Origin of the sequence: Sulfurovum sp. XGS-02 (assembly GCF_023213175.1) — a bacterium.
Taxonomy (GTDB): Bacteria; Campylobacterota; Campylobacteria; order Campylobacterales; family Sulfurovaceae; genus Sulfurovum.
This window is the reverse complement of record NZ_CP093312.1, coordinates 1,221,919-1,234,853: the sequence shown is the minus strand read 5'-3', so window position 1 is coordinate 1,234,853 and position 12,935 is coordinate 1,221,919. Positions and strand designations below refer to the sequence as shown.

The 12,935-nt window shown below is 41.4% G+C and carries 11 protein-coding genes; all 11 read left to right on the top strand.

Annotated features, from left to right (window positions below; genetic code table 11):
* Window positions 1-6: 6 nt before the first annotated feature.
* The 11 genes from glk to galU all read left to right on the top strand — a co-directional run bounded on the left by glk (window position 7) and on the right by galU (window position 12,935).
* Entirely contained in the window at window positions 7-990 is a 984-nt protein-coding gene (gene glk / locus MN086_RS06190; RefSeq protein WP_248575146.1) for a glucokinase, read from the top strand.
* 179 nt (window positions 991-1,169) lie between these two features.
* The gene (zwf, locus tag MN086_RS06185; RefSeq protein WP_248575145.1) at window positions 1,170-2,633 is read left to right on the top strand and encodes a glucose-6-phosphate dehydrogenase; all 1,464 of its coding nucleotides are present in this window, start codon (window positions 1,170-1,172) and stop codon (window positions 2,631-2,633) included.
* Window positions 2,623-3,321: a 6-phosphogluconolactonase gene (pgl, locus tag MN086_RS06180; RefSeq protein ID WP_248575144.1), complete on the top strand. Its 699-nt coding sequence runs from the start codon at window positions 2,623-2,625 to the stop codon at window positions 3,319-3,321. The genes zwf and pgl overlap by 11 nt, the downstream gene beginning before the upstream one ends.
* The gene (gene edd, locus MN086_RS06175; RefSeq protein WP_248575143.1) at window positions 3,318-5,147 is read left to right on the top strand and encodes a phosphogluconate dehydratase; all 1,830 of its coding nucleotides are present in this window, start codon (window positions 3,318-3,320) and stop codon (window positions 5,145-5,147) included. Before pgl ends, edd begins: the two co-directional genes overlap by 4 nt.
* The gene (gene eda, locus MN086_RS06170) at window positions 5,144-5,776 is read left to right on the top strand and encodes a bifunctional 4-hydroxy-2-oxoglutarate aldolase/2-dehydro-3-deoxy-phosphogluconate aldolase (protein WP_248575142.1); all 633 of its coding nucleotides are present in this window, start codon (window positions 5,144-5,146) and stop codon (window positions 5,774-5,776) included. Before edd ends, eda begins: the two co-directional genes overlap by 4 nt.
* A 1-nt stretch (window position 5,777) precedes the next feature.
* Window positions 5,778-6,998: a glucose-6-phosphate isomerase gene (locus MN086_RS06165; RefSeq protein ID WP_371875201.1), complete on the top strand. Its 1,221-nt coding sequence runs from the start codon at window positions 5,778-5,780 to the stop codon at window positions 6,996-6,998.
* 188 nt (window positions 6,999-7,186) lie between these two features.
* Complete coding sequence (locus tag MN086_RS06160) at window positions 7,187-7,987, top strand: mannosyl-3-phosphoglycerate phosphatase (protein ID WP_248575141.1); 801 nt, start codon at window positions 7,187-7,189, stop codon at window positions 7,985-7,987.
* Window positions 7,980-9,134, top strand: a complete 1,155-nt coding sequence (locus tag MN086_RS06155; protein ID WP_248575140.1) for a glycerate kinase — start codon at window positions 7,980-7,982, stop codon at window positions 9,132-9,134. The genes MN086_RS06160 and MN086_RS06155 overlap by 8 nt, the downstream gene beginning before the upstream one ends.
* A gap of 9 nt (window positions 9,135-9,143) precedes the next feature.
* Window positions 9,144-10,373 carry a glycosyl transferase gene (locus MN086_RS06150; RefSeq protein WP_248575139.1) on the top strand — a complete coding sequence of 410 codons (1,230 nt, stop codon included), beginning with the start codon at window positions 9,144-9,146 and terminating at the stop codon, window positions 10,371-10,373.
* Complete coding sequence (locus MN086_RS06145; RefSeq protein ID WP_248575138.1) at window positions 10,367-12,109, top strand: sugar phosphorylase; 1,743 nt, start codon at window positions 10,367-10,369, stop codon at window positions 12,107-12,109. The genes MN086_RS06150 and MN086_RS06145 overlap by 7 nt, the downstream gene beginning before the upstream one ends.
* Complete coding sequence (gene galU, locus MN086_RS06140; protein ID WP_248575137.1) at window positions 12,102-12,935, top strand: UTP--glucose-1-phosphate uridylyltransferase GalU; 834 nt, start codon at window positions 12,102-12,104, stop codon at window positions 12,933-12,935. Before MN086_RS06145 ends, galU begins: the two co-directional genes overlap by 8 nt.

Genomic DNA, 12,935 nt, shown 5'->3' with positions numbered 1-12,935 from the left:
GTAAGTATGATATTGGCAGGAGATATTGGTGGCACAAAAACGAATCTTGCAATCTTTGAACTTAGAGATAATGTATTGAGTGTGGTCGCACAGCATCAGTTCCCCAGTAGAGAATTCAGCAGTCTCAATGAGGTGATCACGCTCTTTATGCAAAAGAGTTCACTGCCCTCTATCGATGCAGCATGTTTTGGTATCGCAGGTCCAGTGATTGACGGGCGTTGCCGTACGACAAACTTACCCTGGGATATTGCAACAGCTGAGCTACAGGCACATTTAGGCATTGAAAAAGTACGTCTGCTGAATGATCTTGAAGCTACAGCTTATGGTATGCTCTATGTGCCTGATGATGAATTTGTAGACCTTAATCCCAAAGGTCGGAAAGTGGATGGAAATCGCGCTGTGATCGCTGCGGGAACGGGTCTGGGAGAAGCGATGCTCTATTATGACGGGAACGTCTATTATCCTATCGGTTCAGAAGGAGGGCATTGTGATTTTGCACCTTTGACACTGCAGCAGGATACACTGCTGAAATGGATGCGTAACCGCTATCCGGGACATGTAAGTTTTGAACGGATACTTTCCGGTCCAGGTATCTATACACTGTATGAATTTTTAGCGGAAATTGATTTTGCTGCACAGCCTACATCGATGTTGAACATACCTGAAGGCAAAGACAAAAGTGCCATGGTGAGCGAATGTGCATTGAAAGAATATAATCCGCTTTGTATGGAGGCATTGAGACTTTTTGCGGAGATCTATGGTGCTGAAGCAGGGAATCTTGCTTTAAAAAGTATGTCGCTTGGCGGGGTATATATCGGTGGCGGTATAGCCCCTAAGATCCTCTCTGTACTCTCTAACAACCATTTTATGAACGGATTCTTAAGCAAAGGCCGTTTTAATGAAATGTTACAGGCGATGCAGGTGAAGATCTCTTTAAATCCCGAAACCGCACTGCTGGGGGCTGCCTATTATGCACGTGACAGACTTTAAAAGGTTATCGTTTTGAAATAGTAATTGCATAAAATATAGGCATCCTAATGATCACCTATAGTTCATATTGGGTTATAATGGTTGATAGATAATAAAGTGTTATAATAAAAAGATGGCTGAATGACTGGAATTTGATAGAACAATGATTTTACGAAGCGCGTGAAAGGAAGGTGGATCAAATGGATGCAATGGAAAGTTTATGCGATATTACAATTTTTGGTGGGCATGGAGACCTGGCATTCAGGAAGTTGATGCCTGCATTGTACCATTTGAGCAACAGTGGCTACCTGGATGAGCAAAGTCGTATCATCACAGCGACCAGGGTCCCTATGAGCAATGATGAACATTGCGATCTGGTGAAGTCCAAACTGAAAGAGTTTTTGTCAGATGATGCGTTTGATGAGGAAAAATTCGAGTATTTCAGGGCTCAACTGCATGTGGTCACTATCGAGTTCGATATTTTAGAGAGCTATCGGGGTCTTAAAGAGTTATTGGATGAGTACCCTGAAAGAGAGAGAGTGAACTACCTTTCGACCGCTCCTGACTTTTTCGGTACGATCTGCAGGTCCATGAGCGAGCTTGAACTTGTCACACCGCAAAGCAGGGTCGTACTTGAAAAACCCATAGGAAGAGATCTTGAATCTTCTCGTGTGATCAATGTTGAAGTACTGAAGTATTTTGAAGAGTCGCAGATCTACCGTATCGATCACTATCTGGGTAAAGATACCGTACAAAATATCATGGCGCTTCGTTTTTCAAATCGATTTTTCATGCCGTTGTGGAATTCAAACCATATTGATCATGTACAGATCACTGTCGCCGAGAGTGTCGGTGTTGAAGGACGCTGGGGATATTATGATGATTATGGTGCGATGCGTGACATGGTGCAGAATCACTTGATGCAGCTGCTTTGTCTGGTAGCAATGGAGCCTCCTTGCTCACTTGATGCTGACAGTGTACGTGATGAGAAGGTGAAAGTACTCCGTTCGCTTCGTACGATGTCACCTGCGGATATCGAACAAAAAACCGTACGTGCTCAATATGCCAAAGGGTCCAGTGAGGGTATGCCTGTACCGGGTTATCTTGAGGGTGAGGGTATGGAAGAGAGTACCACTGAAACCTTTGCGGCACTACGTGTCGATATTGATAACTGGCGTTGGAACGGTGTACCTTTTTATCTGAGAAGCGGTAAACGTATGAGACGTCGGAATTCTGAGATCGTGATACATTTTAAAGGGGTACCGCACTCCATTTTTGCCAACCAGGGCAAATGTATTTCAGAAAATAAACTTGTAATAGCACTGCAGCCTAAAGAGAGTATCCATCTACAGTTGATGAATAAAGTACCGGGTCTGAGCGAACAGATGATGTTAAAACCTGTGGAACTCGAGCTTAATACCCCTTTAAAAGTAGCCCATAAACCGGATGCCTATGAGCGTTTGCTTTTAGATGTGATCCGTGCGAACCCGACGCTCTTTATGCGTTTGGATGAAGTAGAAGCTGCATGGAAATGGGCAGATGTGATCCTGGATGGCTGGGCAGAAGATATGGTTCCTATGAAAAGTTACAACGCAGGAACGGACGGACCGAGCGCTGCTGTACAGCTGATTGCAAGAAGCGGTAGGAGCTGGCATGATGAGTAGAACCGTACATACTTTTAGTGAACAAGAAGCACTGATAGAGTCATTAAGTCAAAGTATAGTGGCAAATCTTCAAAAAGCGATTGAGGAAAAAGGAAACGCTTCTTTGATCGTTTCAGGGGGAAGTACACCAAAACCACTGTTTAAAAAACTCAGAAAAGCAGCATTGGACTGGGATAAAGTATCGGTCGGTCTTTGTGATGAACGATGGATCGATGTTTCCAAAGAAGAGAGCAATGAACATTTTGTCAAGAAATATCTGCTTCAGGAAGAGGCAGCCGATGCGCATTTTATAGGGATGTATAGCGAAGAGAGAGATATCTATACGGCGCAAAAGGAGTGTTCAAGAAAGATGAAAGAGTTGCTTTATCCTTTTGATGTACTCATCCTGGGTATGGGTACTGATGCACATACAGCATCTCTTTTCCCGGAGAATATCAAACTTGAAGAGGCTTTTGATCTGAAAAATCCAGATTTTTGCATCTCGATCGAACCCAATACTGCACCTTATACTCGGATGAGTTTGACCCTTCATGCGATCTTGAGTGCCAAACATATCTATCTTCATTTTGAAGGCAAAGAGAAGATCGCTGTCTATGAAGAAGCGATCGGAGGAGAAGATATCTATGCGATGCCTATACGCAGTGTATTGAACCAAGAGATTAAAGAGATAGAGGTATTTTACCGATGAATGAAGTTATACAAAATGTAACAGAGAGAATTCGCAAACGCTCTTTAGAGAGCAGAGCCATTTACCTGGATAGAATTGCTTCAGCCAAAGGACATGGTGTCAACCGTAACAAATTGGGATGCAGTAATCTAGCGCATGCTATGGCACCGATGGAAGTGGGTGAAAAAACATCGCTTTCGGGGTCGGAAAGTCCCAATATCGCTATCGTCACAGCCTATAACGATATGCTCTCGGCACATGAACCGTATAAACTCTATCCTCCTTTGATCAAACGTACATTGATGGATCTGGGTGCCACCGCGCAGGTTGCAGGCGGTGTACCTGCAATGTGTGACGGGGTGACACAGTCACAGCCAGGTATGGAGTTGAGTCTCTTCAGTCGTGATAATATTGCCATGGGAACAGCTATAGCACTTTCGCATAATGTGTATGACGGTGCACTCTATCTTGGTGTGTGTGACAAGATCGTTCCGGGACTATTTATCGGTGCTTTGGCCTTTGGCCATCTTCCCGGGGTATTTGTACCTGCAGGTCCTATGCCTTCGGGTATCAGCAATGCACAAAAAGCAAAAGTACGTCAGGATTACGCCCAGGGCAAAGTGAGCGAAGAAGCACTGCTTAAAGTAGAATCCGCTTCCTATCACAGTAGTGGTACCTGTACTTTCTACGGTACGGCAAACTCCAACCAGATGTTACTTGAGATGATGGGATTGCAGCTTCCAAACAGTTCTTTTGTCAATACGAACACCCCTTTACGGGAAGCATTGACCGCATATGCTGCAAAAACGGTTGTTAAGATGACAGAGTTAAAAGGAAGATACAAACCTATTGCAGAGATCATTGATGAAAAGAGTTTTGTCAATGCCATTGTTGGTCTGATGGCGACGGGCGGCTCTACGAATCACACGATCCACCTGATCGCGATGGCAAGAGCGGCAGGGATCATACTTAATTGGGATGATTTTGATGAGATATCCAAGGTTACACCTCTGCTGTGTAAAATGTACCCGAACGGACAGGCAGATGTGAATCATTTCAGAGAGGCAGGGGGGATGAGTGTCGTGATCTCACAACTGCTTGATGCGGGACTTGTGCATAATGATGTGGAGACGATCGTAGGTAGAGGATTGGATGCCTATATTGCTGAACCTTGTATGACAAAAGATACTTTGACTTTTGAACCGGGTCCAAGGGTTTCACTTAATGAAGAGGTGATCTCAAGTATACAAACACCTTTTAGTGAAGAGGGGGGACTGAAACTTCTTAATGGAAACCTTGGACGCAGTGTCATCAAAACCTCTGCATTGAAGTCTGAACAGTTTTTTATCGAGGCACCGGCGATCGTCTTTGAATCCCAGGAGGCTTTACAGGATGCATTTCATCAGGGGGAACTGGAAAAAGACTTTATCGCTGTTGTGCGTTATCAGGGGCCAAAGGCGAACGGGATGCCGGAGTTACATGGACTGATGCCGCCGCTTGGAGCACTTCAGGACAAGGGGTATAAAGTGGCTATTATCACAGATGGACGTATGTCGGGTGCATCGGGTAAAGTACCATCTGCCATTCACTTCTCTCCTGAAGCACTTGATGGAGGGATGTTGGCAAAGGTTCAAACAGGCGATATGATCCGTTTTGATGCGAAAAAAGGAGAGATCATGCTTTTGGTTGACGATAGAGAGTTACAGGCACGTACGGTTGTCAGACCAGATCATAGTGCCAATACTCATGGGTTCGGCAGAGAGCTTTTTGTCGCTGTGCGTCAGAGTGTCGGTATGGCCGAAGAGGGTGCCAGTCTCTTTGATATTCCAGGTAAGGAGCGCGAATGACAGCCAAAGAAGTGATGCAGATCTCACCGATCGTTCCGGTGATCGCATTGGAACATATTGAAGATGCCCTGCCATTGGCAGAAGCTTTGCTTGAAGGGGGAATCTCAATCATGGAGATCACGCTGCGTACGGATGCAGGGCTTGGGTCTATAGAGGCTATCTCAAAAGCACTGCCGCAGATGCATGTGGGTGCAGGAACCGTACTCAATAGCAGAGAGTTTGAAAATGCAGTGGCCCATGGTGCCGAGTTTGTCTTCAGTCCGGGTATCAGTGAAGATTTGATGCAGACTTCAAAAGCATTGAATGTTGCATTGATCCCGGGGGTAGCAACGGCTTCAGAAGTGATGCTTGCAAAAAATAACGGTTTTGAACATTGTAAACTTTTCCCGGCAACACTTGCAGGAGGCGTTGAGATACTTAAGGCATTTAGCGGACCGTTTTCGAGTATGAGATTTTGCCCAACGGGAGGCGTGAATCTTGAGAATATCAATGATTTTCTCGCACTTGAAAATGTACTCTGTGCAGGAGGAAGCTGGATCGTCCCCAAGCAGGCAGTGAAAGAAAAAAACTTTAAACAGATCACACAGCTTTGCAGAGAAGCGATACAGGTCATCAAAGGAGAAAAATAACATGATAAAAAATAAACTCTATTTTAGTTCTATCAGTAAAAGAGCAGAAGAAAAAGCATTTGACGCTATTGTAGAAGAACAAAAGACGATAGGCTATTATACGTTGCCGGATCAGGACATTGGCCCCATACTTGAGTATTGCAGTACGATCCCTGAAAGTATAGAAACCATCGCAGTGATCGGGATAGGAGGAAGTTCTTTAGGGGCCAAAGCAGTTTATGAATTCATGAAACCGGTCAAGGAGCTCTCTAGAAAAGTCTATTTTTTTGAGAGTACCGACCCCATCAATATCAATGAACTGCTCTCTAAATGTGATATCAATAAAACACATTTTTTGGTGATTTCCAAATCAGGTAGTACGGTAGAGACTTTTTCTATCTATAAATATATCTATTCTTTACAAAAAGATCCATCTTTTTATACCTTTATTACGGATCCTGATTCTCCGCTTGAAAAATATGCCATAGAGATAGAAGCTTCTGTACTCTATCTCCCCGATAATGTGGGAGGTAGGTTTTCAGTCCTTTCAACGGTAGGATTGGTTCCTTTGGCACTGTGCGGGATCGATATCAAAGATCTCTTAACAGGTGCACAAATGATCAAAGAACGGTTCTTTGATAGAGGGTATGTTTATGATATGCTTCTGGAAAAAGCTGTCTATTATGCCGAAAACCATGCACGGTACAGTATTAACTGTATATTTGCCTATTCAGAAACACTGAAATACTTCTGTCAATGGTATGTACAACTCTGGGGGGAGAGTCTGGGAAAACACCAACGTAACAGTGCCTTTCATGTAGGGCTTACACCTATCGGACTGATCGGTCCTAAAGACCAACACTCTTTTTTACAACTGATCATGGAAGGTACCCGGGATAAATCAGTCACCTTTATAAAGATCGAAGATTTTCATGATAATACCACGATCCCTGATATCACACTGCCTCATTTGGAAATGCTTGACAGTTTAAACAATCTTCCTTTTTCAAAACTGATCAATATGCAATGTGATTCTGTGATCGAAGCACTGTTGGACCAAAATAATATCCCTTTGGATACGCTCACCATTCAAAGTGTGACAGAATCAAATATCGGTTCTCTTATGTTCTATTATGAACTACTCACTTCTCTAGTGGGTGAACTGATAGATGTAAATACCTATGATCAGCCGGGTGTAGAGGCAGGAAAAATTATTTTGAAGAGTAAACTGCAAGAACTGTGATCGTATAGTGAGAAGTGAAAATAGCAGCTAGTATGCATACATCTGTACACTTTATCATAGAAACATAGCAATCTATAGCAGTGTGCATGGTTTCTAAATAAAGTTATATAATGAAAATAATTTTTAATTGTTTATATATTATGCAATAATTTATAAATGATATTTCATTAATATGTTATAGTATGGGTATGAAAATGAAACGTTTAATATTTACCGATCTCGACGGTACTTTTTTAAATTACCATGATTACTCATTTGAAGCGTCTTTTGAGGCACTGCAAAAGATCAAAGAAGAAGGGATCCCTCTTATTTTCACTACCAGTAAAACGAAAGTTGAAGTTGAATATCTGCAAGAAAAAGTCGGTATCTCAGAACCTTTTATTGTTGAAAATGGTGCAGCTCTCTTCATCCCTGAGGGGTATCAAGGGTTTGATCTGTCATTTCTAAGCCATTATGATGATAAGAGAGTCATGGTATTTGGTGAATCTTATGCGAAAGTTTTGGAGTTCTATAGAGCCCATAAAGAAGCATTCGATATGGTTGGCTTGAGCGATATGTCTGATGAGCAAATTATACACTTAACCGAATTGAGCCAGAGTGATGTTCTCCTTGCAAAACAGCGTGATTTCACGGAACCATTTATCCTTAAAGATGCGACTAAATTAAACGCATTGAAAAAGTTGGCTCATACATATGGATTAAAGATCACGCAAGGCGGACGGTTTTATCATTTAATAGGTGAATCCCAAGATAAGGGGATTGCAGTGATCAAGACCATAGAACTTTTTGAAGTGTTGTATCAAGATAAGGTTCGTTCCATGGCATTGGGAGACAGCCAAAATGACATTGAAATGCTAAAGCATGTAGATATACCTATTTTGATTCAAACACATGATGGAAGCTACCTTGAAACGGGTTTACCTCATATAGAAAAATCAAGCTACCAAGGGAGTAAAGGCTGGAATGAGATGGTATTGAAATATGTCTAATAAAAAAATACTCACAGAGATCTACAATCAGGCCCTTGAAGCGGTAAAAGCCGATGCGATCATTCGCAACAATATCTCCCTGGATAAAAAAGATCTTACCGTTTGCAACACTGCCTACCCTTTGAAAAAGATCAACAAACTCTACCTCTTCTCCGTGGGGAAAGCCGGATTGAATATGGCAAAGGCTGCAGAAAAGATCTTAGGTTCTCTTATCCAAGGAGGGATTGCGATTTCACATCAAAAAGGTTCATGCAGTTTTATTGAACACCATACTTCAACACACCCTCTAGTTTCACAAAAGAGCATTGAAGGGGCGGAGAAACTGATCGATATGATGCAAACAATGGGTCAAGATGATTTTTTCATCTTTTGTCTTTCAGGTGGAGCTTCAGCCATGATCGAGAAGCCTATAGATGGTATCAGTTTAGAGAATTTTCAGAAAATATCCTCGGCATTGCTCGGTTCGGGTATAGATATCCAAACACTCAATAGTGTACGAAAATCCATCTCCCAGATAAAAGGCGGCAAATTGGCTGACTATACGAAGGCAAAAGGGGTGGTTCTGGTATTGAGTGATGTGATCGGTGATGACCTCAATACTATCGGTTCGGCTCCGATGATGAATGGCAAAATGCCTCATCATATCATAGGAAACAATACCATCGCATTAAAAGAGGCAAAAAAGTATATCAAACCCAAAGTAGATAAGGTCATAATAGTCACAAATACTCTCAGCGGATCTTCGAAAGAAGTTGCCAAATATCTCGTGAAAAAAATAAAAGCGTATGATAAGAAATATGACTCATTTTGCCTGCTTTTTGGTGGAGAGACGACCACAGAAGTCAAAGGTACCGGTAAAGGAGGCCGCAATCAGGAGTTGGCTCTCAGACTAATGGATAAAGCATTGGTCTCGGACAAGATCTCAATTTTGATCGCAGGAAGTGACGGCATCGATGGAAATTCACCTGCAACAGGCGCCTTTTTAGAAGCAGATATCTATGAAAAAATGAAAACAAAAGGCTTGGATCCAAAATCCTATTTAAAGAACAGTGACAGTTACACGTTTTTCAAAGCGTTGGATGCTGACTTTACCATAGGTGCGACAGGAACGAACGTCATGGATTTTATCATCATATTAAAAAAATAAAGGAAAGCAATGGCAGATTTTTTTCAAAACGGACTGATAACAACACTACAATACCTCTCAAATCGAACGCTTGAAGAGATGGAGACTGAGTTAGAAAAGTTCTCAAAAAGACACAATATGGTGCTACTCCTGCCTGCGCTTTACTCTGAATTTGAAACGCCTGCGATGAAACAGATCCTCAAAGAACTTAAAGGAGTAAAATATCTTTACAAGATCATTTTGGGTTTAGACAGGGCAACGAAAGAAGAATTTGAAAATGTTAAAGCTATTATGGCTAATCTTGATGTGAGGGTAGATGTACTTTGGAATGATGGCCCTAACGTTCAAAAACTCTACAATCAGTTTGATGACCTAGGGTTTAGCAGTATTAATATTAAAGGAAAGGGCCGAAATGTCTGGACGATGCTGGGCTATGCCCTTGCAGATAAAAATGCCTTTGCATTTGCCCTGCATGATTGTGACATTGTAAATTACAGTCGTGAAGTTCCTGCACGACTTTTTTACCCGATTATTCACCCGGCATTGGATTTTGAATTTAACAAAGGCTACTACTCACGTGTTACAGATAGGTTGCATGGACGTGCAACAAGACTCTTTTATACCCCGCTGATAAAGGCTCTTAAAAATACCTATGGGGAGAGTGACTATTTAAACTATATGGACAGTTTCAGGTATGCACTCTCAGGAGAATTTGCTTTTACACGTACACTTGCACGAGGGATCCGTATTTCTCCTACTTGGGGTTTAGAAGTCTCAACACTGAGTGAAGTTTATGATAAAACCTCTGTACGACGTATTTGTCAAACAGAGATCATGGAGAGTTATGAGCATAAACACCAGGAACTCACAGGAGACATTCCTACGCATGAACTTGAAGGTGGAGTGGCAAAGATGGCCATAGATATTGCACAAACCATTTTCAGGGTCATGGCGCAGCGTGGGGTGACATTTTCCAAAGAGTCGCTTACTACACTGCGAAGCTCATTCTTTCATGAGAGTCGAAAAGCCATTGGACGCTATGATGCGGTGGCTAAATTTAATGCGTTGAATTTTGATAGGAAGAAAGAGATAGATGCTGTTGAGACTTTTGATCATGCACTCAAAGAGGCGTGTGAAAGTTTTCTTGCTAATCCTCTCGGTGTTCCTTCCCTCTCAGCATGGACCAGTATACGTTCTGTATGTCCAGAGATATCAGAACGATTTAAAGAGACTGTCAATAAGGATAATAGCTCATGTTAGAAAGAGATAGTAAAGAAAGATTGGATCTTATTAAAAATTCTCTTGAATTTATCTATGCCAAAGAAGATGCTGCTTTGGCGTATGATGCTGTAAGTGTACTGATCAAGGAGTATCAAGAGAGAGTTGAAAGAAAACCCTATGTAATGAGTGAAAAAGATGTGATACTCATTACCTACGGTGATCAGATTTTTCATGATGGGGAAACGGCGTTAGCAACACTTAACCGGTTTTTAAATGAGTATGTGAAAGACTGCATTAACAGTGTACATATTTTGCCATTTTACCCTTATTCGAGTGATGATGGTTTTTCAATTGTCGATTATAAAGGCGTCTGCCCTTTAAAAGGTTCATGGAAAGACATTAAAGCACTGAATCAAAATCACCGTCTTATGTTTGATGGGGTAATTAACCACATGAGCCAGCTAAGTCATTGGTTTGAGAGATTTTTAGCCAATGATCCTGAATATTATAACTTTTTTACCGAACTTGATCCTTCCCTCGATCTATCAGCTGTAGTACGACCTCGTACCACACCTCTACTCACGGAGTTCAATGATGATGAAGGAGGCATACGCCATATTTGGACAACGTTCAGTTTTGATCAAGTGGATTTGAATTATGCGAATTACAAGGTATTGATAAAACTTTTAGATGTGTTACTTTTTTACGTAGAAAAGGGTGCATCACTTTTAAGACTTGATGCTATTGCCTTTATATGGAAAGAGATAGGTACAAGCTGTGTGCATCTGCCTCAGACCCATGAACTGATACAATTGATGCGGGAGGTGATTCATGCTGTGGCTCCTGAGATCATTATCATTACAGAGACCAATGTCCCGCATGATGAAAACATCTCCTATTTTGGAAAAGGGGATAATGAAGCACATATGGTTTACAACTTTGCACTGCCGCCACTTTTGGCATATTCAATTTTAGCGGGAAATACCACACAGTTGACAGAATGGGCCAAGACCTTAAGGCTCCCAAGTGATAAGGTCTGTTTCTTTAATTTTACAGCCAGTCATGATGGTATTGGTGTAAGGGCAGTGAGTAATATTCTTAATAAGGATGAGTTGAACTTCTTAGTGAACTCTTGCAAAGCACATGGGGGATTGGTCTCTTATCGGAGTATAGGTGGGGAGGAGAAATCTCCCTATGAGCTAAACTGTAGCTATATAGATATTTTAACCAGTCCTGAAGAGGATGATACATTACGACTCAAACGTATGATACTTTCGCAAGCTGTTGTTTTGGCAATGCCTGGGGTTCCAGGTATCTATTTTCATTCACTTGTAGGGTCGAGGAATTATCATGAAGCAGTAAGAAAAACGAGACGAAATCGTGCCATTAATCGAGAAAGATTGAATTTTGATAACATCAAAGATGAGCTGAGTGAAGAAGGAAGTCTGCGTAATAATATGTTTAAACGTTATAAACAACTCATTTCGATACGTATTCATGAACCCTGTTTTGACCCTTTTGCTAAATTTGAATTTTTATCACTGGGTAAAGAGATCTTTGCTGTAACACATTATAGTCAAGAGAGTAATGAATTTCTTATCGCCCTACATAATTTTCAAAATAAAGAAATTGATGTAGATATATCACCCTATAAAGAGGGTGTATTGATGGATATTATTTCACATCGACAGATAGAAGAAGGAATATTTATCATGCAGCCATATGAGATATTGTGGTTGAAACCATTAAAAGAAGGAGAAAAGGAAAATGATTAAAAAATGTTTATTCCCGGCTGCCGGATATGGTACACGGTTTTTACCGGCAACCAAGGCAACACCTAAAGAGATGCTTCCCATCTTGACCAAACCACTGATACAGTATGGGGTAGAAGAAGCAAGTGATGCCGGTATGGATGTCATGGCGATCATTACGGGTCGCGGTAAGAGAGCTTTGGTAGAACATTTTGATATCTCGTATGAATTGGAGCATCAAATCAAAGGAAGTTCCAAAGAAGATCTACTGAAAAGTACACGCGATATGATGGATAAATGTACCTTTACGTTTACCAGGCAAAAAGAGATGTTGGGACTGGGCCATGCTATTTTAAAAGGTGAACCTTTGATCGGAAATGAACCTTTTGGCGTGATCTTGGCAGATGATCTGTGTGTAAATGAGGAAGGGGATAATGTATTAGCCCAGTTGGTCAAGATCTATGAGAAATACAAATGTTGTGTTGTGGCCATTCAAGAGGTGCCTAAAGAAGAGACATACAAATATGGTGTAATTGATGGAAAAGAGATACAAGATGATGTATTTATGATCTCTGATATGGTCGAAAAACCGGACCTTGAAGATGCTCCTTCGAATCTCGCGATCATTGGACGATACATACTTACCCCTGATATTTTTAGAACCATTGAAGAGACCGAACCTGGTAAAAATGGGGAACTACAAATTACCGATGCTTTGCTAAATCATGCAAAAAAGGGTATGGTTTTAGCCTACAAGTTTAAAGGAAAACGTTTTGACTGCGGAAGCGTTGACGGTTTTGTCCAGGCAACCAACTATTTTTACGATAAGTTGAAAAAAGAAGCAGAATAA

Excerpts from the sequence above, each read along its gene's own strand:
- pgl (WP_248575144.1), top strand. The coding sequence starts at position 2,623 with ATGATGAGTAGAACCGTACATACTTTTAGTGAACAAGAAGCACTGATA.
- MN086_RS06145 (WP_248575138.1), top strand. The coding sequence starts at position 10,367 with ATGTTAGAAAGAGATAGTAAAGAAAGATTGGATCTTATTAAAAATTCT.
- MN086_RS06160 (WP_248575141.1), top strand. The coding sequence starts at position 7,187 with ATGAAAATGAAACGTTTAATATTTACCGATCTCGACGGTACTTTTTTA.
- eda (WP_248575142.1), top strand. The coding sequence starts at position 5,144 with ATGACAGCCAAAGAAGTGATGCAGATCTCACCGATCGTTCCGGTGATC.
- galU (WP_248575137.1), top strand. The coding sequence starts at position 12,102 with ATGATTAAAAAATGTTTATTCCCGGCTGCCGGATATGGTACACGGTTT.
- MN086_RS06150 (WP_248575139.1), top strand. The coding sequence starts at position 9,144 with ATGGCAGATTTTTTTCAAAACGGACTGATAACAACACTACAATACCTC.
- zwf (WP_248575145.1), top strand. The coding sequence starts at position 1,170 with ATGGATGCAATGGAAAGTTTATGCGATATTACAATTTTTGGTGGGCAT.
- MN086_RS06155 (WP_248575140.1), top strand. The coding sequence starts at position 7,980 with ATGTCTAATAAAAAAATACTCACAGAGATCTACAATCAGGCCCTTGAA.
- MN086_RS06165 (WP_371875201.1), top strand. The coding sequence starts at position 5,778 with ATGATAAAAAATAAACTCTATTTTAGTTCTATCAGTAAAAGAGCAGAA.
- glk (WP_248575146.1), top strand. The coding sequence starts at position 7 with ATGATATTGGCAGGAGATATTGGTGGCACAAAAACGAATCTTGCAATC.
- edd (WP_248575143.1), top strand. The coding sequence starts at position 3,318 with ATGAATGAAGTTATACAAAATGTAACAGAGAGAATTCGCAAACGCTCT.